A 21,945-nucleotide genomic window follows, 5' to 3' on the forward strand; every position below is an offset into this window, starting at 1 on the left:
CACCGGGACCGGGGGAACCACCGCACCGACCGCACCCGCGACCGGAGGCACCACCACCACCGGAACCGACGGCATCCTCGGCGGCACCCAGCTGGCGCTGCCGATCAACCTGCCGATCACGATCGGGGGGAACGCCATCTCCGTCGTCGGCGAGAGCACGGTGACCGACCCCGGAACGAACCCGGGAACCGACCCCGGAACGGACCCGGGCACCGACCCCGGCACGGACCCGGGAACGGATCCCGGAACGGATCCTGGAACCGACCCGGGGACCGACCCCGGCACGACCCCCGGCACCTCGACCGGTGGCGCCACCGCCTCGGGCGCGGCGACCACCGGCCAGGCGGAGGGTCTCGCCATGACCGGCGGGAGCTCGCCTGCGGGCCTGATCACCCTCGCCGGAGTCCTGCTCCTCCTCGGAGCCGCAGGACTCCTGCGACGTCGTCGGCTGACGGCGTAGTGAAGGCGCCGGTGGTGCGGTCATCCTCGGGGGAGGAGATCCCGCGCCACCGGTGCGCCGCGTCGTTCCCCACCCCGACGGGATCGTAGCCCCAGCTCACCGTCGCTCGACGTCGGCGCAGAGGGCGGATGCCCCGTGGTCACCCCACCACGGGGCATCCGTCGCGCCCGCACCGCCCTGCGTGCCGCGGCCGCGACCCCGATCGCGCCGATCCCCGATGAGGCGTTCACGGCCGCGGCGTCAGTCGACGACGGGCAGACCGTCCTCATCGAAGACGACGCCCTCGGCGATCAGGCGCTCCCTGGCGGCGTGATGCACCACGCCGCGCCGGGGCGGGTGGGGTTCGAGCAGGCCGAGCAGGATCTCCCTGGTGGCATTCGGGTGATGGGCGACCTCGATCCGCACTCCCCAGAACCGGTCATGAGCGAAGCGGGCGAGCGCCGCCTCGTCGGCATCCGGATTGTGCGCCGCGGCGGCACGGATCGCCTGATGGGGATCGGTGACGAGCTGCTCGAACTCCTCCGGGGTGTGCGCGCCGCGCGCCAGCCGATAGCGGCGCTCCTCGTCTGCCAGTTGCTCCGGTGTCTTGCGCTTCCCCATGGCGTCTCCTCCCCCGCAGCGCCGATGCGGCCCGGGAGCGTCAGTCTATTCAGCGCATCGGACGTGCATCGCCGAGGGACGCGAGTGACCGCATGGGCTCAGCCGAAGAGCGCACCGGCGTCCGCGAAACGCGGGACGAGGAGAAGCCCACTCAGGCGACGAGAGAGCCGCTCCGCCTCGGCCTCCTGCTGCTCGGGCTGCTGCTGATCGGACCGCGGCCCCGCGAGCATCCCACCCGACGGCGCGGCCGCTCCTCCGGGCGCGCTCGCCCCCGCGAGCACGCTCACGCCCGCACGGGTGTGCAGGTCTTCGAAGGTCATGGGCAGGCTCTCGCACCGCGAGTGCCCGCACAGCAGGTGCGCGAGCTCATGGCTCACGACGTGGAGCCGGTACCAACGAGGATCGGACTTCCGCAGCGGGATCCGCGCGTGATCATCGCTCACGAGCGTGCCCCTCGCCACGGACGCCCAGTCGCACTCCTCGAGGAGCTCGATCTCGATGTCGAGGCCCGTCAGCTCCGCCACCCGCTTCGTGACGGTCTTCACCGTGCCCCCGCACGCGCTCTCGAGCTCCTCGAAGAGCTCCTCCACTCCCCCTCGATCGTCCATGGTCCTCCGCCCTCCGGTCCAGGCCGCGGATCGGCCCGAACGTCTCCCACTGGAGAGACGCAGGGCCGGGCCGACTCATTACGGCGAAGGTCTGTGCACCTTCGGTCAGTCTTCTCGACGAAGGTCTATGTCCGGGGTCGCACGCGTGCGCCGTGGGCGGGTGCTCTCCGCTCAGGACGCACCGCGCGGCCATCGATCCGGCAGGTGTCCACCCGCGGGTGGAGAGGGATCAGCCCGCGGGAGGATGACCGGGCGCGCTCGACCCGGCAGGCTCGGAAGCGTCGATCGTGTCGTCGGAGCTCAGTCGCATCTCATCGGACTGCGCCGGGACCCACGGATCCGGCACAGGACGACGAGGTCCGGCCGATCCCGGCGGCTTCCGCGCCGCGCGCTCGCTCCTCGCGTGCTGCCGCGCCCCAGCCGAAAGCACCTCACCGCTCCATGTCGTTCCTCACGCGCAGCAGCCTCAAGAACCGCCTCATCCTCTCGCTCGCGACACTCGCGATCGTCGTGCTCGGCCTCGTGGCGATGGGTTCGCTCAAGCAGGAGCTGATGCCGTCGATGCAGGTGCCCACGGCCTACGTGACCGCGCAGTCGCAGGGTCTCGCACCCGAGGAGATGTCGAGCAGCGTCACCGAGCCTCTCGAGCAGGCGGTCCGCGCCGTGCCCGGTGTGACGAGCGTCACGTCCTCGACGTCGAGCGGATCCGCACAGATCCTCGTCCAGTGGACCTTCGGCGAGGACGATGAGGAGACGCTGCGCACGATCCGCAGCGCGACCGACTCGATGAAGCAGGGCTTCCCGTCCGGCACCGAGGTCCAGGTCGCCTCCGGCGGTGCCGGTGACCTGCCCGCGATGGTGCTGAGCGCCGGGAGCAGCGGCGACCAGGAGGCGTTCGGCGAGGCGCTCCAGCAGACGGTCGTCCCGGCGCTGCAGGGCGTACCCGGAGTGCGTGATGTGGAGCTCGCGGGCCAGGAGACGCAGCGCATCACGATCGACCTCCGCCCGGCCGACGTGACCCGCCTGAAGGTGGAGCCGTCGGCGCTCGGACCGATCCTCCAGGCGCACGGGGCGGCGCTCCCCGCCGGGCAGGCGAAGTCCCCCGAGGGCCCGATCTCGGTCACGGTGGGTTCGCGCCTGGTGACCCTGGAGGACATCCAGACCCTCTCCGTGCCCACTCCGGACGGTGCCGTCACGGTCGCCGACTTCGCCGACGTCTCGATCGAGACCGTGCCGGCGGAGACCATCTCGCGCGTCAACGGGAACCCCTCGCTCACGCTGCAGGTCACCCCGTCGCAGGGCGCCAACGTGGTCGACATCTCGCACGGTGTGAACGCGGAGCTCGACCGGCTCGCTCCGACCCTCGACGCCGAGTTCGTGACGCTGTTCGACCAGGCGCCCTACATCGAGCAGTCCATCCACGACCTGTCCGTCGAGGGCGGGCTCGGCCTGATCTTCGCGGTGCTCGTGATCCTCGCCTTCCTGCGGTCCTGGCGCTCGACGGTCATCGCGGCCGTGTCGATCCCGCTGTCGCTGCTCATCACGCTCGTCGGCCTGTGGTGGAGCGGCAACTCGCTCAACATCCTGACCCTCGGGGCCCTGACCATCGCGATCGGACGCGTCGTCGACGACTCGATCGTGGTGATCGAGAACATCAGCAGACGTCGCGGCGACGGTCCGCTCACGACCGAGGGCGTGGTCGCCTCGGTCCGGCAGGTCGCGGGCGCGATCACCGCGTCCACGCTCACGACGGTCGCGGTCTTCCTGCCCATCGCCTTCGTGTCGGGCATCGCCGGTCAGCTGTTCCGCCCGTTCGCGGTGACGGTGTCGATCGCCCTGCTCGCCTCCCTCGTCGTCTCGCTCACGATCGTTCCGGTCCTCGCGTCCTGGTTCCTGAAGAACGCGCCGGCGCACCGCCCGGCCGCTGCCGACGACGCCGCTCCCGCCGTCCCGGACGATGCCGCTCCCGCCCTGGCGGACGATGCCGAGTCGACCGAGGCCGCGCTCCCCGCGACGTCGTCCTCTACGTCGACCGCGACCTCCGCGAACACTGCGACCTCCGCGACCGCCGCGACCGCCGCGACCGCCGTCCTCTCGCCGCCGGTCGAAGACACGCGTCCGCAGGCGGAGCCGTCCGAGCTGGACGAGATCCACAGCGCCCCGGACCGCCTGCAGCGGACGTTCATGCCGACGCTGAACGCCACGCGTCGGCATCCGGTGATCACCCTCGTCGTGTCGGGTCTGCTGCTCGTCGCGACGCTGGGGATGACGCCGTTCATCCAGACGGACTTCCTCGGATCGTCCGGGCAGGAGAGCCTGCAGGTCGTCCAGACTCCCCCGAAGGAAGCGGTGGGGGATCTCGTCGCGTCCGCGGAGCCCGTGGAGAAGGCGCTCGGCGGCATCACCGGCATCTCCGACGTCATCACGTCGATCCCGATCCCGATGCCGGGCACACCGACCGCCATCACCTACGACCTGCAGCTGGCGAAGGACTCCGATGTCGCGGAGGTCGAGTCGCAGGTGCGGGATGCGCTCGATGCGCTGCCCGACAGCGGCGAGATCGAGCTGGCGTCCCAGGACGCGTTCGTCGGGGGCGCCGGTGACGGCATCGCCCTGCAGATCGCGGGCAACGACCCCGAGGCCCTCCGCACCGCGAGCGATCTGCTCGAGGAGCAGCTCGCCGACGCGGACGGTGTGCGCTCCGTGAAGAGCGAGCTCGCGGGTGAGCAGCCCGTGCTGCGCGTGCAGGTCGACGAGCCCCTCGCCACGCGCCTCGGCTTCGACCGCGCGACGATCGCCAAGGCCGTGCAGGAAGCGCTCGCGGGCTCGACCGTCGGCACCCTCATGTTCGACGGTCAGGAGCGCGACATCGTCGTGCGCACGCCGGGTGCGGAGCGCACCGCCGACAAGCTCGGCGAGATCGTGCTCCCGATCACGCCGCAGCAGACCGCAGCGGCGCAGAAGGCCGCCGCCGAGGCCCTGGAGGCGAAGGCCGAGGCGAAGGCGGAGGATGCCCGGATCGAGGCGGAGAACGAGCTCAACTCGCAGATCGACGCGGCGGGCAGGCAGCGCTCCGAGCTCTCCGCCCAGGTCGGCGCCCTGAACAAGCAGCTGGCGGCTCTCGCCGCCGCCCCCATCGTCCCCGAGGACCCGCTGGACCCCGACGCGGAGGCGATGCGCCGGGCCCAGGAGGAGCGGGCCGAGCAGGTCGCCTCACTGCAGGGCGCGATCGCCGCTGCGCAGTCCGGCATCGCCGGTGCGGACGAGCAGATCACGGCGCTTCGCCAGGCGCGGTCCGATGCGGCGACCCAGCAGGCCGAGGCCGAGGCGGCCCGGGCCGAGCAGAAGGCGGCGACCGAGGTCACCGGGAAGGCGATCCCGCTCTCGGCGATCGCGACGGTCGAGGAGGAGCTCACGGCCCCGACGATCACGCGTGCCGACGGCGAGCGCCAGGTGACCCTGACCGTGACCCCGAAGGACGGTGCGCTCTCGGCGGCGAGCCTCGCGATCGATCGTGCGATCGCCGAGACGGACCTGCCGGCGGGAGTGACCTTCGAACAGGGCGGCGCGACGGCGCAGCAGGACGAGGCCTTCGGTCAGCTCGGCCTCGCCATGCTCGGCGCCATCGTCCTCGTGCTCCTGGTGATGGTCGCGACGTTCCGCAACTTCCGCGGGCCGCTCGTGCTGCTCATCTCGATCCCCTTCGCGGCGACCGGTGCGATCCTGGGCCTCCTGCTCACCGAGACTCCGATGGGCCTGCCGGCACTGATCGGCCTGCTGATGCTCATCGGCATCGTGGTCACGAACGCGATCGTCCTCATGGACCTCGTGAACCGTCTGCGCGAGGCCGGCGCGACGCTCGACGAGGCGGTGGAGCACGGCACGCGTCTGCGCCTGCGCCCGATCCTGATGACGGCTGCGGCGACGGTGTTCGCGCTGATCCCGATGTCGCTCGGACTCACGGGCGGCGGGGTGTTCATCTCGAAGCCGCTGGCCATCGTCGTGATCGGCGGCCTCGTGTCGTCGACGCTGCTCACGCTCGTCCTGGTCCCGGTGCTGTACACGCTCGTGGAACGCCGCCGAGATCGCCGGATCGCCCGGCGCGCCGAGCGTCGGATCCGACGCGAGGAGCGACGCGCCGCCGCTTCCGAGGCCTCGACGGGTGTCTTCGACATCGAGGAGGATGCCGTGAAGGAGGCCCCCTAGGGCGTGTCGGCGAGACCCGCCGTGTCGCGCGTTCTGTCCGGGGACGCGGACTCGTCCTCCTCATTGATCGGTCCGTCGAACTGAGCGCCGGCCGCGCGCGAAGCTCTGGCCATCATGAGGAGCAGGATGACGGAGCCCAACGGACCGAGCAGCAGGAGGAGGAGCCATGACCCTGTGCAGTCGGAGTCGTGGAGGCGCCTCACCGCGAGGGTGATCGCGGGGATGAAGGTGAGGACGGACCAGACCACCGCGAGGGTCGCAACGATCGGGGGCGTCTCGACGAACGCCGCCGGCTCCTGAGAGAAGACGGCGAAATCGAACGCCCCCCAGGCTCCGACCGGGCCGATCCTCAGTTCGAGAGTGCCGTCCGTCGGGGCGACGAGCCACCCCAGAGCTGAACTGACCAGGATGTGGATGAGCGTCCACCACCAGTACTCACTCAGGCTGGCCCGCCCGCGAAGGTGGAAGGCCCGTCCGAAGAACCTTCGCACCGCTGCGACGGGGCTCGCGCCGACCAGCGGAGCGTACGGCGAGGAGTGCGGTGTCTGGAGGGGAGTAGTCATACCCAAGGTCTCGTGATCGGAAGCGCGGCTCGAACGGCCGGAAGCGGGGACGGGTCCGCTTCGAGCATTTCGCGGGCGCCGACGCTTGTCTGTAGGCATTTCGGGGGACAGGGCATCGGGAGCAGATTCGTCCGGGCCCCTTCCTGACGCCGGCCGAACGGCTCGCGCGGGGCTATCCGTGGATCAGCTGCGCGATCAGGAATCCGAGGTAGAACACGATGAATCCCAGACCGACCAGCACATTCAGGATCGAGAACACCAGCGGCCACTCCCGCGCCCTGGCCTGATCCGCGATCGAGAGGCCGCCCAGGACCCCCTGGACGACCGCGACGATCGCGATCACGCCGTTCCAGAGCTTCAGCCCCGCCTCGGCTTCGGGGCCGGAGAACATCGACGTCGTCGAACCCATGTGGCCGAGGATCTGGAAGCCGCAGAACAGATACGCGACCATGGCGATCGTGAAGAAGACGCCCTGGTTTTCGAACGAGTAGTGGCGCGTCATGACTCCCAACCTATCGCCGCGTCGATCGTGACCGGACAACCCCGGGATCGTGCCGAAGCGGCCGGGATCGCCGGGTCGCGGTCGGCGTCGTGCTCAGCTCGGCACGTTGTCGTCGAGCAGCGCGCGGAAGCTGCCGGCGAGCTGCACGACCTCGAAGCCGTTGTTGTGATCGATGAGATACACCGGTCCGTTCGGGGAGATCCAGATCGGATTGCCCGCGCCGTCATCCGCGATCACGAGACCATCGACGAGATCCCCGTAGTCCGCTCGGCTCCGCATCGTGAGGTCCACACAGGTCTCGCTTCCAAGAAGGGACGCGTTGCCCCATCCGTGGACGGGCACCCCGACGAAGCAACCGCCCCAACGGCTCACGAACTCGACATAGTCCTCGTCGGGCAGCAGTCCGATGGCAGACGACCGCTCGCGGATCTCCGCGGCGGAGACGGGGTGACCGGCGCCGTACAGGGCCACGGTGCGCTCGATGCGCGCGACGAGCTCCTCAGGCAACGGCATGCCACAAGCCTATTCGCGGAGCACCGATGATGCGCCCGAGGCCGCAGCCTGGATCAGGGTCGCGAGTTCGCGCGGCCGGCTCCACATCGGCCAGTGCCCCGTGGGGAGGTCGACGACGTCGAGGTGATCGAGCGTCGCGACCTCGGCGAACATGGCGTGTCCGGCACGCGCCAGTTCGAGCACCTGCGCACTCTCGATCGAGCAGCACACCAGTGTGGTCGGGATCGTGCGGCGCCGATCGTTCACGAGCTCGACGGGCTGACGCAGCACGGGACCGGGCTCGGGGATGGCCCGCTCACGGAAGCGCTCGAGCGTCTCTGGGCTCAGGCCCTCCAGGCTCGCCTGCTGCGCGAGCACCTCGAAGGGCGGGAGCGGAAGCTCCTCCACCTCCTCCGGAAGGTCGGGAGCGAAGACGCTGCCGGTCGCGACCGGTCCGGAGTCGACCCACACCACTCGACCGATCAGTTCGGGGTGCCGATCGAGGACGAGACTGACGGGGGCGTTCGCCCCACTGTGCGCGACGATGATCGCGGGCTGCTCCTCAGAGACACCGAGCCGAGCCATGACGTCGAGGATCCCGGCGGCCTGATCGTCGAGACTCCTCGTCGCGCGCTCGGGATCGTTCGCGTCGAGACCCGCCAGCGTCACCGCGACCGGACGAGAGCGGTCGGTGCCCAGGTGTTCGAGGACCTCGTCCCACGCCCAGGCCCCCAGCCAGTGGCCGGCGATGAAGAGGATGGTCGGACTGCTCGTCGTCTGTGTCATGGCACCAGCCTCCTCCCCGCTCCGGGCAGGTGTGTGTCACTATTTATGTCATGAATTCTGGGACGGCGATTCGATGAAGCGCGCCGAGCGCCTCCACGCCCTATCCGAGATGCTGCGCCGCAGCGGATCGCGGGGCACGTCCGCCGGGCGCCTCGCCCGGGAGTTCGAGGTCTCCGTACGCACCGTCAAACGCGACCTGGCGGCGCTCGAGCGCAGCGGCGCACCGCTCTGGTCGCGCCCGGGTCCGGGCGGCGGCTATGGACTGGCGGTCGGCGCGACCCTGCCTCCTGTCAGCCTGTCCCCCGCGCAGGCCGTGGCGCTCCTGGCGGCGGTGGCAGCGGCGGCCGATGCTCCGTACGCCGACTCGGCGACAGCCGGCGTCCGGAAGATCCTCGACGTGCTCGATCCCCGAACCCGCGCACGCGCCGATGAGCTGGCCCACCGCGTCTGGGTCGATGCGCCACCCTCTGCCTCACGCGCGATCAGGTCGGCGCTGGAGGAGGCGATGGCCGAGCAGCGCGTCGTCCGCATCCGCTACACCGCGGGAGACGGGAGCACCACCACCCGCGACGTCGAACCTGTGCTGTTCGCCTCCACGAACGGCCGGTGGTACCTGGTCGGGTGGTGCCGACTGCGGGACGCCATGCGCTGGTTCACCGTGTCGCGGGTCGAGCGCGCCGACGTGACCGCGATCGCCTGCACCGGTCACACGGTCGACGAGGTCGGCGAGCCTCCGGCGAACGCCAGACCGGTGCACGGCGGAGCCGCGTGAGCGCGGGTCGATCACGCCGAGGAATGCAGAACGCCCCCTGTCCCGGAGGACAGGGGGCGTTCTCGACGTGCCTTACTTGGCGGCGACGACCTGCAGCGTGATGACTGCGGTGACGTCGTCGTGCAGACGCACGGTCGCCTCGTGCTCACCGGTCACCTTGATGGGCGACGTGATGTGCACCTTGCGCTTGTCGATCGAGCCCAGGCCGGCGGCTGCGACAGCATCCGCGACGTGGTCCGTCTTGACCGAGCCGAAGAGACGACCCTCCTTGCCGGCCTTGACCGTGAGGCGCACCTTCGTGCCCTCGAGAGCGTTCTTCAGTGCGACAGCGTCGTCACGATCGTGGATCGCGCGTGCCTGACGCGCGGCCTGGATCGATGCGACCTGCTTTTCGCCACCGCGGGTCCACGCCGTAGCGAAGCCCTGCGGGATGAGGAAGTTGCGGGCGTACCCGTTCTTGACCTCGACCACGTCACCGGCGCTACCGAGCCCGGCGACCTCGTTCGTGAGAATCAGCTTTGCCATCTCGATACCCCTTACCGGCCGGCGCCAGCGTAGGGCAGGAGCGCCATTTCGCGCGCGTTCTTGATCGCCGTGGCGATCAGACGCTGCTCCTGCACCGAGACACCGGTGATACGACGGGCGCGGATCTTGCCGCGCTCCGAGACGAACTTGCGGAGGGTGGCGACATCCTTGTAATCGATGACACCGACCCGGATGGACTTCGCGGGAGCGGCGTTCTTCGCGCCCTTCCGCGGCTTGCGGCGGTCGCCGCTCGACTTTCCAGCCATTGTTTTTCCTTAGTGATGAGCGGATGCCGGCCGTGCGGGCCGGATCCAGAAGTTGTTCAGAACGGGGTGTCGTCGCCGAAGCTGCCCGGAGTGCTCCAGGCATCCGCGCTGGTCGACGAGCCGGGCGTGGACCACGGCTCCTCCGACACCTGCTGCTGCGCGGGGCGCGACTGTCCGCCGCCGCCGGCACCGCCGGTCGAGGCCGCACGGGTGACCTGCGCGGTCGCGTACCGGAGCGAGGGGCCGATCTCGTCGACCTCCAGCTCGATCGCGGTGCGCTGGTTGCCCTCGCGGTCCTGGTAGGAGCGCTGACGCAGACGGCCCTGCGCGATGACGCGCATGCCCTTCGTCAGCGAACCCGCCACGTGCTCGGCGAACTCGCGCCACACGGATGCACGGAGGAACAGCGCTTCGCCGTCCTTCCACTCATTCGCGGCGCGGTCGAAGTTCCGAGGCGTCGATGCGATGGTGAAGTTCGCCACCGGCAGCCCGTTCTGCGTGTAGCGCAGCTCGGGGTCGGCCGTGAGGTTTCCCACCACGGTGATGACGGTTTCGCCGGCCATGGACGTCAGGCCTTCGCAGCCTTGGCGGCCTTGCGAGCAGCCTTCTCTTCGGAGCGCTTGGCCTCCGAAGCGACCATCGCCTGAGCCTCTTCCGAACGGAGGACCTTGGTGCGCATGATCTGCTCGTTCAGCTTCAGCTGACGGTCGAGCTCCTGCGTGGCCTCGCTCGTCGCGGTGAAGTTGACGACGGCGTAGATGCCCTCGGTCTTCTTCTGGATCTCGTAAGCCAGACGGCGCTTGCCCCAGATGTCGACCTTGTCAATCGAGCCACCATCGTTGGTGATGACCTTCAGGAACTTGTCGAGCGTCGGGGCGACCGTGCGCTCGTCGATCTCGGGGGTCAGAATGACCATGAGTTCGTACTGGTGCGTCACTTACCCACCTCCTTCGGACTAGAACGGCTCTCGGGACTTTCCCGGGAGCAGGAGGGTGTGTGCACGTGCCCGCCCCGAGAATCCCGAATGGACGCCGGAGGGCAGACAACCTCGACAGTCTAGCGGACTCAGGCCGGAGTCGCGAACGAGCCCTCCGCCGCACCGGGCGTGATGGCAGCAGCCCGCGATGGTTTGGCATGCTGGATGGCAGTGCCCGGTGATCGTCACCGGGCATCCGACCAGAGGGGGGACGCCATGCGCGTCAACAAATGGGGGGTCGGCGTGATTCTCGCCGCCGCCGTTCTGCTCACCGGCTGTGCCGGAGGCGGAACCGACACCGCCACCGACGCCAAGACCGGCAACGGTGCATCGCAGGAGGCGGAAGCGCCGAAGACGGACTGCCCCGAGCTCAAGGAGGGCGCGACCGTCGACGGCTCCGAGCTCGGCGCCTGCATCGCGGACGCGATGGCGGACACGGCCGGCTACGCGGCGAAGACCAGCATCATGGGCATCGACTCGACGTCGCGCTTCAACCCGTCCGAGAAGGCGGTCGAGTCGCTCTCGCCGGCCGGTTCGGTGATCGCCATCGGTGACGACGTGTGGGTGAAGTCCGCGACGAGCGACTGGCAGCCCGCCGACCCGAAGTCGAGCGACCCGGTCATCGCCGCGCTCAGCACCAGCGCCGCGGACCTCACGTCGATGGACCCGGCCACGGCCGCAGAGGCCCTCTCCGGCGAGTTCACCGTGACCGGCACGGGCGAGCGCCTCGGCCAGAAGGTGTTCCTCCTGAACGGGACCATCGAGCAGCAGGGCACCTCGATCGAGGTCCTCTTCGAGGTCACGCCCGACTACGTCAACCTGGCGTCGACCAGCACCGCGTCCGTCGAGGGGCAGTCGGTGGAGGTCGTGCTCGAGATCACCGAGTGGGACAAGAAGCAGGACATCGTCGCACCGCTCTGAGCGGAAGCGGACACGGCGGGCCGGGGGTGATCCCCCGGCCCGCCGTTCTGTCCGCAGAAGCGGTGTCGTATGCGGCGTCAGTACATGACGGGCGGGATCTCCGCCCACACCGTCCGGTCGTCGACCGAGGGGGCGGCGGGGATGCGTCCGGCGCCGTCGGGCTCCGGGATCGCGGCCAGCAGCGCCTGCGTGTACGGATGCTGCGGCGCGGCCCAGAGCTGATCGGTCGGTCCGGACTCGAGCACGCGCCCGCCGAACATCACGAACGTGCGGTCGGCGATGCGACGGACCACGGCGAGGTCGTGCGAGATGAACAGCATCCCCGCGCCCGACTCCGCCACCAGGTCGCGCATCAGGCCGGCGACACTCGTCTGCGTCGAGGCGTCGAGTGCCGAGATCGGCTCGTCGGCGACCAGGAGCGACGGCCGCGCGGCCAGTGCCCTGGCGATCGCGATGCGCTGCTTCTGTCCACCGGAGAACTGGTGCGGGAAGCGGGTGCTCACGTTCGTGGGCAGCCCGACGCGCTCGAGCCATTCGTCCACGGTCGACCCTTCGGCACCACGAGCGCGGGCGGTGGCGATGCCGTCGGCGATCTGGTCGCCGACGCGGCGTCGCGGGTTGAGAGAGGTCGCCGGGTCCTGGAACACCATCTGGATGCCGGTGAGAGCGATCGAGCGGCGGCGGATGCCGAGCGGCGACACGGGAGCATCGCGGAACCGCACCGTGCCCCCGGCGATCTTCTCGATGCCGACGACGGCCCGGGCGAGGCTGGACTTGCCGCTGCCGGACTCGCCCACGAGCGCGACGGTCTCCCCCGCCGCGACGCTGATCGACACGCCGTTCACGGCGATGACCGGCGGGCTCCCGGGATAGCGCACGACCACGTCGTGCGCGTCGAGGACGGCGACCTCACTCATCAGCGGCCTGCCCTTCCGGTGCCTCGTCGATGCGCGAACCCGGCAGGGCCGCGAGCAGCATGCGCGTATAGTCGTGCTGCGGATCGCGGAACAGGGTCGCGCGGTCGGCGAGCTCCACGATCCGACCGTCCTTCATGACGGCCACCCGGTCGGCGATCGCGCTCATCACGCCCAGGTCGTGCGTCACGAGCAGCACGGCGAGGTTCCGCTCGATCGCGAGGTCGCGCAGCAGCTTCAGGATGCCGGCCTGCACCGTGACGTCGAGGGCGGTCGTGGGTTCGTCGGCCAGCAGCACTTCGGGGTCGCACGCGAGAGCGCACGCGATGGCGATGCGCTGACGCTGGCCACCCGAGAACTGGTGCGGGTAGCGCTTGAGAGCCTCGGCGGGGTTCGGCACCTGCACGGTCTCGAGCAGCTCGACCGCTCGTTCCCGCGCCGCCGCGCCCTTGAGTCCGAGGTGCACGCGCATGTGGTCGGTGAGCTGACGCCCGACCGGCAGCTGCGGGTGCAGCGAGGCCGACGGGTCCTGGAACACCATGGCGATCCGCTTGCCGCGGACCCGGTTGAGCGCGCGGCGCTTCAGACCGACGAGCTCCTCCCCCGACAGGGAGATCGATCCGCCGGTGCGCGCCTGGCGCGGCAGCAGTCCGAGCACGGCGAGCGAGGTGAGCGTCTTGCCCGATCCCGATTCGCCGGCGAGGCCGTGGATGCGCCCGGCCTCGAGCTCGAGCGACACGCCCTTCACGAGGGGCCGTCCGATGTCGATCGTCAGGTCGCGGATGCTGAGCACGGAGGCTCCCTGCCCGGTCATGCGGCCACTCCCGTCGCAGAGGCCTTGTGCTCGGCGGCCTTCTCGTGCGTGATCTCGGCCGTCGGGTCGAGCACGTCGCGCATCGCGTCGCCGAGGAAGTTGAACGCCAGCACCACGGTCAGGATCGCGAGACCCGGGAACACCCCGAGCCACCAGGCGTCGAAGTTCTGCATCGCGCCCGAGATCATCGAGCCCCACTCGGCCGTGGGCGGCTGTGCGCCGAGGCCGAGGAAGGAGAGCCCGGAGAGGAGCAGGATCGCCGCGCCGATGTCGAGCGTCGCCAGCACCAGCACCGGGCCGGCGATGTTCGGGAGGATGTCGACGAACAGCGTGCGCGCGGGCGAGTGTCCGAGCAGGCGTCCGGCGATCACGTAGTTCTGTCCGCGGAGTCCGAGGACGATGCTGCGTGTGACGCGGGAGTACTGCGGCCACGACACCACGATCGCGGCGATCACCGCGTTGAACAGCGACGGTCCGAGCGAGGCGGCGACCACCATGGCGAGGATCACGGTCGGGAAGGCCATGAACAGGTCGGTGATGCGCATGAGCGTCTCGTCGACCCAGCCGCCGAAGTATCCGGCGAGTGCGCCGATCAGCGTGCCGATGATCATCGCGGCGATCACGAGCATGAGCGCGAGCGGCAGGCTCACGGTCGCACCCGTCATCAGGCGGGAGAAGATGTCGCGCCCGTTGCCGTCGGTGCCGAGGAACGTGTCGATGCCGGGCGCCTGCAGACGCGGGAGCACCTGGGCGTTGGGCGGGTACGGGACCCACCACTGCGCCGTGAAGGCCACGATGACCCAGGCGCCGGCGATGACGGTGCCGATGATGCCGAGCGGGGTGCGCCAGGCACGGGGCCAGCGGAAGCGGAAGCGCCCTGCCGGGGAGGCGGCGGCGATGCGGCTCATGCGATCCTCACTCTCGGGTCGAGCACGCCGTAGAGGAGGTCGACGATGAAGTTGATGAGGAGGTAGATGATGCCGACCACGAGACCGACCCCCATGATGCCGGGGAGGTCGAGGTTCGCGGCCGAGTTGTAGGCGTACGTGCCGAGGCCGGGCCAGGCGAACACCGACTCGACGAGCACGGTGCCGGAGAGCAGGGCGCCGAACGCGACACCGACCACCGTGAGGATCGGGAGCGAGGCGCCGCGCAGCACGTAATCGAGGATCACGCGCATGGCCGGGAGCCCCTTGGCCCGGGCGGCCCGCACGTAGTCGCTGCCGAGGACCTCGAGCACGGACGTGCGGATGAAGCGGGTCAGCAGGCCGATCGTCACGAGCGAGAGCACCATCACGGGAAGAGCCAGGTGCGCGAGGGCGTCGAAGAAGCCGACGCCGTCGCCGTTCAGGAGGTAGTCGACCGTGTAGAGGCCGGTCACACGCGGCGGTGGCGTGATCGACGGCGAGATGCGTCCGGAGCCCGGCGCGATGCGCAGCTCCAGGAAGAAGACGTAGAAGCTGACCAGCGCCAGCCAGAACGTCGGCACGCTCAGTCCGACGAGCGTGACCACGCGGATCACCTGGTCGGTGACGAGTCCGCGACGGTACGCGGCGAGGGTGCCGAGCACGATGCTGACCGCGAGGCTCACGATGATGGCGCCGATGGCGATCTCGATGGTCGCGGGCACCGCGGTGGCGAGGTCGCTGGTGACCGGGCGTCCGGTCACCAGCGACGTGCCGAGGTCCCCGCGGAGCAGGTTCCCCATGTAGATGAAGTACTGCACGAACAGTGGCTGGTCGAGACCGTGCTCCTTGATGAAGGCGTCACGGGTCGCCGGGTTCTGCGACGCACCCTCACCGAGTGCGGCCGAGACCGGGTCTCCCGGCACCAGGTTGGTGAGCGCGAACGTGACGATCGTCACGCCCACCAACAGGAGCAGGGAGGTGCCGGCCCGCCGCAGCAGGTATCCGATCAGAGGCGATCGGCGCCGCTGCGCCTGCCTCTGCACCGCCACTGTCGTCATGGGATGTCCGTTCAGCTGGCCGGCGTGATCTCGGCGATGTCCATCTCCCAGACGGAGTTGTACACCGCACCCTTCACGCTGTCCGCGGAGGAGATGTTGCGACCGGGGACGATCAGCGGGACGAACGGACCCTCGGCCTGCATCGCCTCGGCGAACTCGGTGAAGGCGGCCGTGCGCTGGTCGGCGTCGGTCGCGGCGGCAGCCCCCGCGGCGATGCCGGCGATCTCCGGGTTGGCCTCGGCGGCCCAGCCGGCGCGGAGGCCGACCTTCAGACCCGGGCCGAAGGGGAGGAAGTTCGCGGAGTCCGCGTAGTCCGGGCCCCAGAACCACAGACCGAAGCCCTCGGTGCCGTTGACGTAGGAGTCGAGCTCGGTCGCGAACGGGGCGGGAGCGAGGTCGACCGTGATGCCGGCGTCCTCGAGCTGCGCCTGGATGCGCTCGGCGAGCGGGGTGAACTCCACGCCGCCGACCGGGTAGTCGTTCGGGAACTGCAGCTTCAGCGTCTGACCGGTGTACCCGGCCTCGGCGAGCGCGGCCTTCGCCTTGGCGAGGTCCTGCTTCACACCGCCGTCGAGTGCGCCTTCGAATCCGGGCGGGATGACGCCGGTCGCCTGCACGGAGCCGGCACCGGCGAGCTCGAGCAGCGCGTCGTAGTCGAGCGAGTAGCGGATCGCCTCGGCGATCTTGACGTTCGCCAGCTCTCCGGCGACGGCCTCGGACTGGTTCAGCAGCAGGAAGATCGTCTGACCGGACGGGACGGAGTCGACCGTGATGTCGTCGCCGAGACCGGCGACCTGGTCGCCGTTGAGGTCCATCGCGACCATCGAGTCGCCGCCCTTGAGGTTGGCGAGCTGAGTGGCGCTCTCCGAGACGTTGCGCACGACGACGCGCTTGTAGGCCGACTCCTCGTCGCCGTTGTACTCGTCGTTCTTCGTCAGCACGACCTGCGAGCTGAGGTCGAGCGTGTCGAGCACGAAGGGTCCGGAGCCCGCGGATGCGCCGTCGAGGAACTTCTGCGCCGTGTCCGTGCCGTCGGTGGTCCCGCCGTTCTCGATCACGACGTCGGAGTTGACGATGCCGAGCGCCGGGTTCGCGAGGATCGCCGGCAGCTGGAGCAGCGGGGTCTCCGAGGTGAACTGGATGGTCTTGTCGTCGACCTCGGTGATGGTGAGGCCGCCGAGGAGGAAGTTCGGCTTGGCGTCGGCCATGCCCTGGATGCGCTGGAGCGAGAAGACGACGTCTTTCGCCTCGATCGGCGAGCCGTCGGAGAAGACGCGGTCGCCCTCGAGCGTGAAGGTGAACTCGGTCGCCTCGTCGTTCTGCTCCCACGATGCGAGTCCGGGGACAGGGGTGGAGACGTCGGAGCCCTCGAAGTCGACGAGGGTCTCGTACAGGGCCTTCGCGATCATGTTGCCGGTCGGGTCGTAGGTGTGACCCGGGTCGGTGGTCTCGATCGAGAACGCGGTGTCGATGACGAGGGAGTCGGAGCCGGAGGACTGCTCGCCGTTGCCTGCCGAGTTCCCTCCCGAGCAACCTGCGAGCGCCAGGAGCGCGACGGCTCCGAGCGCGATGACCGGCGTGATACGGCGTGACGACATGAGGGCCTCCAAAGGCGAGGAGTACATTCGGGTGAGTCGCCACCGATGTGGACGACCGTGGATCAGATTCGCATCATATGCGACGATGTGTCCAGCAAGTGCGGGTCACACCGACACGCTCTGTCCAGAACCTCGGATGTGGAGAGCAATATGTCCAGCAAGGATGCGGAACCGTCGAAGCATTCTGGACGAAGTGCCGCCCCTTTGGACGAGACCGCATACAGAATCCTCGAAGTGCTCCGGGATAACGGTCGTGTCTCGATCGCCGCCCTCGCGGATCGGGTCGGGATCTCGCGGGCGAACGCCTACACGCGGGTCGAGTCGCTGGTCCATGACGGCGTGATCACGGGCTTCAGCGCCCGGGTGGATCAGGCGAAGGCGGGGCTCTCGATCGGGGCGCTCGTGTTCGTCACGGTGATGCCCCAGGCGTGGACCTCGTTCCGGGAGCGCGTGCTGGAGATGCCCGACGTGGAGTGGTGCGCCATCACCACCGGGGAGCACGACGCGATGCTGCTCATCCGTGCCGTCGACGTCAGCGGCGTGCACGAGTTCTCCACCGGGGTCATCGCCCAGCTGCCCGAGGTGCGCACGGTCGTCAGCGTCGTCGTGCTCGACGAGGTGATCCGCCGGCCCTATCTGCTGCCGGCCGATCTGCCGGAGCGCAGCACGGAGATCCCGCTCGGGATGACGCGCTGGACGCCGGCCTCACCCGGCCGCGACGCCCTGCCGCCCCGCTGAGCGTTCCGTCTCGGTCGCTGCGCTTCGTTCGCTCAACGACCGGTCGCGGTCGTTGAGCGAGCGAAGCGAGACGAAACGCCGTCAGACCGCGATCTCCTCGCACACGCTGAGCTGCGGGAGGCCGTGCATCTCGTAGTGCTCGACCAGGCGGATGCCGCCGTCCTCGGCGAGTTCCAGCTCGCTCTCGCCGTCACCCGTCACGACCGATCCGTCGGCGACGAGCACGTGTACGAAGGACACCCAGATCGTGTCGCCGGTGCGCGTGCCGACGAACTTGCCGAAGGTGACCGTGTCGCCCTCGTATCCGCCCCAGATCGCGCCGTCGCGCTCGAAGTACTCGAAGATGCTGGGCGATTCGGGGTCGACCGCCGAGGTCGTGGACGAGATCATCCGGAAGCGGCGGCCATGGAGGGAGGGGAGGGTTGCTGTCGCAGTCACATCCTCGATTATGCGGGATGGCGTCGCAGCCCGGATGCGACCGGGTTCCTGCCGCAGGGGCTCGCGGCCCCGCCGAGGATCACCCGGAACAGGTGAACGAGGCCATCCCCGACCGCGGAAGCGTGCCTACGCTGTGCCGCAGGAGGCGCCCTGACGTCGCGCCGCGATTCCGAGGAGTGAGCATGACCGAGCCCCAGCGTTCCAGCCTTCCGATCCCCGACCTGGCGTACTCCGGCACGGTGACCTTCGACGCGACCGACCCCGACACGGCGTTCCCGCCGATTACCCCCGTGCGCCCGCCGAAGGGTGCCCCCAACGTCCTCGTCGTGCTCATCGACGACACCGGGTTCGGCGCGTCGAGTGCGTTCGGCGGCCCCGTGCACACGCCCAACTTCGAACGTGTCGCCGCCGCGGGCCTGAAGTACACGCGCTTCCACACCACGGCGCTGTGCTCGCCGACGAGAGCGGCGCTGCTCAGCGGGCGCAACCACCACACCGTGGGCATGGGCGGCATCACCGAGATCGCGACCTCGGCGCCCGGATACAGCTCGCTGCGGCCCAACAGCTGCGCCCCGCTCGCCGAGACGCTCAAGCTCAACGGCTACAACACCGCCCAGTTCGGCAAGTGCCACGAAGTCCCGGTGTGGCAGGCGAGCGCGATCGGACCGTTCGACGGCTGGCCCTCTCCGGGCAACGGCTTCGAGTATTTCTACGGCTTCATCGGCGGCGAGACCAACCAGTGGTACCCCGCGCTCTACGAGAACACCACTCCGGTGGAACCCTGGGGCACTCCCGAAGACGGCTATCACTTCATGGGCGACATGACCGACAAGGCGATCGCGTGGACGCGGGAGCAGAAGATGCTCGCCCCCGACGTGCCCGCGTTCACCTACTTCGCGCCCGGCGCCACCCACGCCCCGCACCACGTTCCCGCTGAGTGGGCGGACCGGTACAAGGGCGAGTTCGACCAGGGCTGGGATGAGATCCGCAAGGAGACCTTCGCCCGCCAGCTCGAGCTCGGCGTCATCCCGCCGGATGCCGTCCTCACCGAGCGCAGCGCCGGCATCCCCGCGTGGGATGACATGAGCGACCTCATCAAGCCCGCCCTCGCGCGACAGATGGAGGTGTACGCGGGATTCCTGTCCTACGCCGACCACCACGTCGGCCGCCTGCTCGACGCGTACGAGGAGCTCGGCATCCTCGACGACACCCTCGTCTACGTGATCATCGGCGACAACGGTGCGAGTGCGGAGGGGTCGATGCACGGCACGACGAACGAGGGCTTCACGATCAACCACATGAACGACATCGAGACCGAGCAGTACGTCGTCGATCACATCGACGACATCGGCACTCCCCGCTCCTACAACCACTACGCGGTGGGCTGGGCGCACGCGATGGACACCCCGTACCAGTGGACCAAGCAGGTGGCCAGCCACTGGGGCGGCACCCGCAACGGCACGATCGTCAGCTGGCCGAACGGCGGGGTCGAGAAGGGCGGCATCCGCAATCAGTTCTCGCACGTGATCGACGTCGCGCCGACCGTGCTCGAGGCCGCCGGCATCCCGGAGCCGACGACCGTCAACGGCGTGACCCAGCGCCCGTACGAGGGCACGCCGATGAACTACACGTTCGCGGATGCCGCCGCCGAGGAGCGACACGTCACCCAGTACTTCGAGATGGTCGGCAACCGTGCGATCTATCACAAGGGCTGGACCGCGGTGGCGAAGCACAAGGACCCCTGGCTCGGCTCCGACCACGGTCTCGACGACGACGTCTGGGAGCTCTACAACGTCGAGGAGGACTGGACGCAGTCGAACGACCTCGCCGCGCAGGAGCCGGAGAAGCTCGCCCACCTGCAGCAGCTCTTCCTCATCCAGGCCGCGCGTTTCAACGTGCTGCCGCTCGACATCCGCACCGCCGAGCGCTTCAATCCCGATCTCGCCGGTCGGCCCGTCCTCTCGCTCAGCGACACGCAGAAGTTCTATCCCGGCATGAGGCGGCTCAGCGAGAACACCACGATCAACATCAAGAACAAGTCGTGGACGGTCACCGCGCAGGTCTCGGTGCCGGATACCGGTGCGGAGGGCGTGCTGATCGCGCAGGGCGGAGCCTACGGCGGCTGGTCGTTCTACGCGAAGGACGGGCATCTGGCCTTCGCCTACAACCTGCTCGGCATCGACGTCGACATCGTCCGCTCCGACAGTCCGATCCCCGCCGGGGAGCAGGAGCTCCGCGCGCACTTCGCGTATGACGGCGGTGGACTCGCCAAGGGCGGCACCGTCACGCTGTACGTCGGCGAGGACAGGATCGGTGAGGGGCGCGTGCAGAAGACGATCCCGTTCCAGTTCACGTTCGACGAGACGGTCGACGTCGGCTGCGATCTGGCCTCCCCGGTCTCACCCGACTATCCGGCGGCCGGGAACGCATTCACCGGAACCCTCCAGTGGGTGCGCATCGACCTCGGCGACGACGATCACTCGCACCTGATCGACGACGAGCACAAGCTCGCGGTGGCGATGCTCAAGCAGTAGCGCCGGAGCCCAGGCGCCACTCGTCCTCGAGGAGCGCGTACACGAGGAGCGTGGTCCACTCCCCCTTGAACCACTCGCTCTCCACGAGCCGTGCCTCGCGCCGGAAGCCGAGCCGCTCGACGACTCGCGCGGACGACGTGTTGCGGTCGTCGATGCGCGCGACGATCCGGTGCAGTCCCAGGCCGTCGAAGCCGAGGGCGAGCAGCGCTGCCACCGCCTCGGTCGCATAGCCGCGCCCGCCGGCCCGGGGGTCGAAGATGTAGCCCACCTCACCGGCGCGGTCGGTCTCGCTGCGCCAGAACAGCACCACGTCGCCGAGGAGCGCTCCGGTCTCGCGGTCCTCCACCGCCAGGGAGACCGCGTCGCCCTCCTGCGCGAACCGCGTGTTCGCCCAGGTCGTGGCGATGCGCCGCTCGACGTCGGCGAGGGTCAGCGGCTCGTACGGCACGTAGCGCACCGCATCCGGATCGGACTTGTACGCGTGCATCGCCTCGGCATCCGCGAGCACGATCGGGCGCAGGAGCAGGCGCGCGGTGCGGATCGGGAACTCCGGGGCGTGGCCGGTCGACGCGTGGACGGTCGGCGCGACGGCGTCCGTCCGTGCACCGCGCAACCGGCTCGCCGCCCAGACCAGTGCCCCTGCCGCCAGGATTGCGGCGAGCAGCCCGGCGATGTGGAGGAGCAGCGACGTGATCCCACGTTCGGGGAGGAGGAATCCGTAGGGCACCCATCCGTCGGTCGCGCCGCGCATGAGCACGACGGCGAGCCACAGGATCGGATACGGCAGGAGCAGCCACAGCCGACTCCAGGGAAGACGCGCACGGTCACGGCTCAAGAGCCAGTCCAGGGCGAACAGCACCGGGAAGATCGCATGGAGGAGGGCGCTCATCCAGGGCGGAGCCGATCCTGTGCCCGGCACGAGGACGTTGTAGACCACCGCCACGACGATCAGGTAGGCCGTCGCGATTCCCCGCAGCAGGATGAGTGCGCGGGACACCCCACGACCCGCGACCACGACCGCCCCCGTCACGACCAGGAGGAGGGCGGCGAGCAGACTCGTCTGGTTGGTGAAGTAGCCGAAGTAGTCGAACGGATTCCCGTCGCCCGCCTCGAGGCGCAGCGTGTAGCCGTACCCGAGGACGCCGATGACCGCGGCTCCGACGACGATGCGGGCGATCGCCCACGCGAAGGCGGACGGGGGCACGGTGTCGGACTTCACGTCGACAGCCTAGGAGGCCATCCTGCGGATCGATGTCCACGCACGGC

General features: G+C 69.5%; 23 protein-coding genes. 6 read left to right on the plus strand and 17 right to left on the minus strand.

From position 1 onward, the window contains the following. On the plus strand, positions 1 to 460 hold a 460-nt coding region (locus tag AC07VM_RS06980; RefSeq protein WP_494910495.1), incomplete at its 5' end, for a chaplin family protein. 240 nt (positions 461 to 700) lie between these two features. On the opposite strand, the gene AC07VM_RS06985 is transcribed toward AC07VM_RS06980, so the two are convergent. Both AC07VM_RS06985 and AC07VM_RS06990 read right to left on the minus strand, forming a co-directional pair. Further along, positions 701 to 1,060, minus strand: coding sequence for a hypothetical protein (locus tag AC07VM_RS06985; RefSeq protein ID WP_494910496.1), 360 nt, complete (start codon positions 1,058 to 1,060; stop codon positions 701 to 703). Positions 1,061 to 1,158: 98 nt separating this feature from the next. After that, positions 1,159 to 1,668 carry a hypothetical protein gene (locus tag AC07VM_RS06990; protein ID WP_494910497.1) on the minus strand — a complete coding sequence of 170 codons (510 nt, stop codon included), beginning with the start codon at positions 1,666 to 1,668 and terminating at the stop codon, positions 1,159 to 1,161. Positions 1,669 to 2,109: 441 nt separating this feature from the next. Between AC07VM_RS06990 and AC07VM_RS06995 the strand changes: the two genes are divergently transcribed. Then, a complete protein-coding gene (locus AC07VM_RS06995; protein ID WP_494910498.1) occupies positions 2,110 to 5,874 on the plus strand; it encodes an efflux RND transporter permease subunit in 3,765 nt (1,254 codons plus the stop codon). Here AC07VM_RS06995 and AC07VM_RS07000 read toward each other — a convergent pair. From AC07VM_RS07000 to AC07VM_RS07015, 4 genes are all read right to left on the minus strand, one after another. After that, positions 5,871 to 6,437, minus strand: coding sequence for a DUF805 domain-containing protein (locus AC07VM_RS07000; protein ID WP_494910499.1), 567 nt, complete (start codon positions 6,435 to 6,437; stop codon positions 5,871 to 5,873). The genes AC07VM_RS06995 and AC07VM_RS07000 overlap by 4 nt on opposite strands. A gap of 172 nt (positions 6,438 to 6,609) precedes the next feature. After that, on the minus strand, positions 6,610 to 6,939 hold the full coding sequence (locus tag AC07VM_RS07005; protein ID WP_494910500.1) for a hypothetical protein: 330 nt from the start codon (positions 6,937 to 6,939) through the stop codon (positions 6,610 to 6,612). A 93-nt stretch (positions 6,940 to 7,032) separates the two neighbouring features. Continuing rightward, the gene (locus tag AC07VM_RS07010) at positions 7,033 to 7,452 is read right to left on the minus strand and encodes an SMI1/KNR4 family protein (protein ID WP_494910501.1); all 420 of its coding nucleotides are present in this window, start codon (positions 7,450 to 7,452) and stop codon (positions 7,033 to 7,035) included. A gap of 9 nt (positions 7,453 to 7,461) precedes the next feature. After that, entirely contained in the window at positions 7,462 to 8,217 is a 756-nt protein-coding gene (locus AC07VM_RS07015; protein ID WP_494910502.1) for an alpha/beta fold hydrolase, read from the minus strand. 73 nt (positions 8,218 to 8,290) lie between these two features. Between AC07VM_RS07015 and AC07VM_RS07020 the strand changes: the two genes are divergently transcribed. Continuing rightward, a complete protein-coding gene (locus tag AC07VM_RS07020; RefSeq protein WP_494910503.1) occupies positions 8,291 to 8,989 on the plus strand; it encodes a helix-turn-helix transcriptional regulator in 699 nt (232 codons plus the stop codon). Between the two features lie 72 nt (positions 8,990 to 9,061). Here AC07VM_RS07020 and rplI read toward each other — a convergent pair whose 3' ends face one another. The 4 genes from rplI to rpsF are packed head-to-tail and all read right to left on the minus strand — an operon-like array spanning position 9,062 to position 10,717. Then, the gene (gene rplI, locus AC07VM_RS07025) at positions 9,062 to 9,514 is read right to left on the minus strand and encodes a 50S ribosomal protein L9 (RefSeq protein ID WP_017829849.1); all 453 of its coding nucleotides are present in this window, start codon (positions 9,512 to 9,514) and stop codon (positions 9,062 to 9,064) included. Positions 9,515 to 9,525: 11 nt separating this feature from the next. Beyond that, positions 9,526 to 9,780, minus strand: a complete 255-nt coding sequence (gene rpsR, locus AC07VM_RS07030; protein WP_017203799.1) for a 30S ribosomal protein S18 — start codon at positions 9,778 to 9,780, stop codon at positions 9,526 to 9,528. Positions 9,781 to 9,836: 56 nt separating this feature from the next. After that, entirely contained in the window at positions 9,837 to 10,343 is a 507-nt protein-coding gene (locus AC07VM_RS07035; protein ID WP_494910504.1) for a single-stranded DNA-binding protein, read from the minus strand. A gap of 5 nt (positions 10,344 to 10,348) precedes the next feature. Then, a complete protein-coding gene (gene rpsF / locus AC07VM_RS07040) occupies positions 10,349 to 10,717 on the minus strand; it encodes a 30S ribosomal protein S6 (protein ID WP_017829852.1) in 369 nt (122 codons plus the stop codon). Positions 10,718 to 10,972: 255 nt separating this feature from the next. On the opposite strand from rpsF, the gene AC07VM_RS07045 reads away from it, so the two are divergent. Next, positions 10,973 to 11,677: a hypothetical protein gene (locus tag AC07VM_RS07045; RefSeq protein ID WP_267416510.1), complete on the plus strand. Its 705-nt coding sequence runs from the start codon at positions 10,973 to 10,975 to the stop codon at positions 11,675 to 11,677. A gap of 77 nt (positions 11,678 to 11,754) precedes the next feature. On the opposite strand, the gene AC07VM_RS07050 is transcribed toward AC07VM_RS07045, so the two are convergent. Genes AC07VM_RS07050 through AC07VM_RS07070 form a run of 5 tightly spaced genes read right to left on the minus strand, consistent with a single transcriptional unit; the run spans position 11,755 to position 16,969 of the window. Further along, positions 11,755 to 12,594 (minus strand): ABC transporter ATP-binding protein, encoded by an 840-nt coding sequence (locus AC07VM_RS07050; RefSeq protein ID WP_494910505.1) that lies wholly within the window; start codon positions 12,592 to 12,594, stop codon positions 11,755 to 11,757. After that, positions 12,587 to 13,405, minus strand: a complete 819-nt coding sequence (locus AC07VM_RS07055) for an ABC transporter ATP-binding protein (RefSeq protein ID WP_267416513.1) — start codon at positions 13,403 to 13,405, stop codon at positions 12,587 to 12,589. Before AC07VM_RS07055 ends, AC07VM_RS07050 begins: the two co-directional genes overlap by 8 nt. After that, positions 13,402 to 14,313, minus strand: a complete 912-nt coding sequence (locus AC07VM_RS07060) for an ABC transporter permease (protein ID WP_267416514.1) — start codon at positions 14,311 to 14,313, stop codon at positions 13,402 to 13,404. The genes AC07VM_RS07055 and AC07VM_RS07060 overlap by 4 nt, the downstream gene beginning before the upstream one ends. Continuing rightward, positions 14,310 to 15,371: an ABC transporter permease gene (locus AC07VM_RS07065; RefSeq protein WP_267416515.1), complete on the minus strand. Its 1,062-nt coding sequence runs from the start codon at positions 15,369 to 15,371 to the stop codon at positions 14,310 to 14,312. Before AC07VM_RS07065 ends, AC07VM_RS07060 begins: the two co-directional genes overlap by 4 nt. Before the next feature lie 11 nt (positions 15,372 to 15,382). Continuing rightward, positions 15,383 to 16,969, minus strand: a complete 1,587-nt coding sequence (locus AC07VM_RS07070; protein ID WP_494910506.1) for an ABC transporter substrate-binding protein — start codon at positions 16,967 to 16,969, stop codon at positions 15,383 to 15,385. A gap of 150 nt (positions 16,970 to 17,119) precedes the next feature. On the opposite strand from AC07VM_RS07070, the gene AC07VM_RS07075 reads away from it, so the two are divergent. Next, entirely contained in the window at positions 17,120 to 17,707 is a 588-nt protein-coding gene (locus AC07VM_RS07075) for an Lrp/AsnC family transcriptional regulator (protein ID WP_494910507.1), read from the plus strand. Between the two features lie 81 nt (positions 17,708 to 17,788). Here AC07VM_RS07075 and AC07VM_RS07080 read toward each other — a convergent pair whose 3' ends face one another. Further along, entirely contained in the window at positions 17,789 to 18,145 is a 357-nt protein-coding gene (locus tag AC07VM_RS07080; protein WP_267416518.1) for an avidin-fold protein, read from the minus strand. 182 nt (positions 18,146 to 18,327) lie between these two features. Here AC07VM_RS07080 and AC07VM_RS07085 point away from each other — a divergent pair, with 182 nt between their 5' ends. After that, positions 18,328 to 20,679: a sulfatase-like hydrolase/transferase gene (locus tag AC07VM_RS07085; protein WP_494910508.1), complete on the plus strand. Its 2,352-nt coding sequence runs from the start codon at positions 18,328 to 18,330 to the stop codon at positions 20,677 to 20,679. On the opposite strand, the gene AC07VM_RS07090 is transcribed toward AC07VM_RS07085, so the two are convergent. Next, entirely contained in the window at positions 20,669 to 21,898 is a 1,230-nt protein-coding gene (locus tag AC07VM_RS07090; RefSeq protein WP_494910509.1) for a GNAT family N-acetyltransferase, read from the minus strand. The genes AC07VM_RS07085 and AC07VM_RS07090 overlap by 11 nt on opposite strands. Positions 21,899 to 21,945: the final 47 nt, after the last annotated feature.

This window comes from Microbacterium sp. GW821-FHT01D02, from assembly GCF_059422585.1.

Bases quoted from the DNA above. Each gene is read 5' to 3' on its own strand.
- AC07VM_RS07050 (WP_494910505.1), bottom strand. From the start codon at position 12,594: ATGAGTGAGGTCGCCGTCCTCGACGCGCACGACGTGGTCGTGCGCTAT.
- rplI (WP_017829849.1), bottom strand. From the start codon at position 9,514: ATGGCAAAGCTGATTCTCACGAACGAGGTCGCCGGGCTCGGTAGCGCC.
- AC07VM_RS07085 (WP_494910508.1), top strand. From the start codon at position 18,328: ATGACCGAGCCCCAGCGTTCCAGCCTTCCGATCCCCGACCTGGCGTAC.
- rpsR (WP_017203799.1), bottom strand. From the start codon at position 9,780: ATGGCTGGAAAGTCGAGCGGCGACCGCCGCAAGCCGCGGAAGGGCGCG.
- AC07VM_RS07060 (WP_267416514.1), bottom strand. From the start codon at position 14,313: ATGAGCCGCATCGCCGCCGCCTCCCCGGCAGGGCGCTTCCGCTTCCGC.
- AC07VM_RS07035 (WP_494910504.1), bottom strand. From the start codon at position 10,343: ATGGCCGGCGAAACCGTCATCACCGTGGTGGGAAACCTCACGGCCGAC.
- AC07VM_RS07055 (WP_267416513.1), bottom strand. From the start codon at position 13,405: ATGACCGGGCAGGGAGCCTCCGTGCTCAGCATCCGCGACCTGACGATC.
- AC07VM_RS07005 (WP_494910500.1), bottom strand. From the start codon at position 6,939: ATGACGCGCCACTACTCGTTCGAAAACCAGGGCGTCTTCTTCACGATC.
- AC07VM_RS07020 (WP_494910503.1), top strand. From the start codon at position 8,291: ATGAAGCGCGCCGAGCGCCTCCACGCCCTATCCGAGATGCTGCGCCGC.
- AC07VM_RS07070 (WP_494910506.1), bottom strand. From the start codon at position 16,969: ATGTCGTCACGCCGTATCACGCCGGTCATCGCGCTCGGAGCCGTCGCG.
- AC07VM_RS07065 (WP_267416515.1), bottom strand. From the start codon at position 15,371: ATGACGACAGTGGCGGTGCAGAGGCAGGCGCAGCGGCGCCGATCGCCT.
- AC07VM_RS06990 (WP_494910497.1), bottom strand. From the start codon at position 1,668: ATGGACGATCGAGGGGGAGTGGAGGAGCTCTTCGAGGAGCTCGAGAGC.
- AC07VM_RS07075 (WP_494910507.1), top strand. From the start codon at position 17,120: ATGTCCAGCAAGGATGCGGAACCGTCGAAGCATTCTGGACGAAGTGCC.
- AC07VM_RS07010 (WP_494910501.1), bottom strand. From the start codon at position 7,452: ATGCCGTTGCCTGAGGAGCTCGTCGCGCGCATCGAGCGCACCGTGGCC.
- AC07VM_RS07015 (WP_494910502.1), bottom strand. From the start codon at position 8,217: ATGACACAGACGACGAGCAGTCCGACCATCCTCTTCATCGCCGGCCAC.
- AC07VM_RS06985 (WP_494910496.1), bottom strand. From the start codon at position 1,060: ATGGGGAAGCGCAAGACACCGGAGCAACTGGCAGACGAGGAGCGCCGC.
- AC07VM_RS06995 (WP_494910498.1), top strand. From the start codon at position 2,110: ATGTCGTTCCTCACGCGCAGCAGCCTCAAGAACCGCCTCATCCTCTCG.
- AC07VM_RS07000 (WP_494910499.1), bottom strand. From the start codon at position 6,437: ATGACTACTCCCCTCCAGACACCGCACTCCTCGCCGTACGCTCCGCTG.
- AC07VM_RS07045 (WP_267416510.1), top strand. From the start codon at position 10,973: ATGCGCGTCAACAAATGGGGGGTCGGCGTGATTCTCGCCGCCGCCGTT.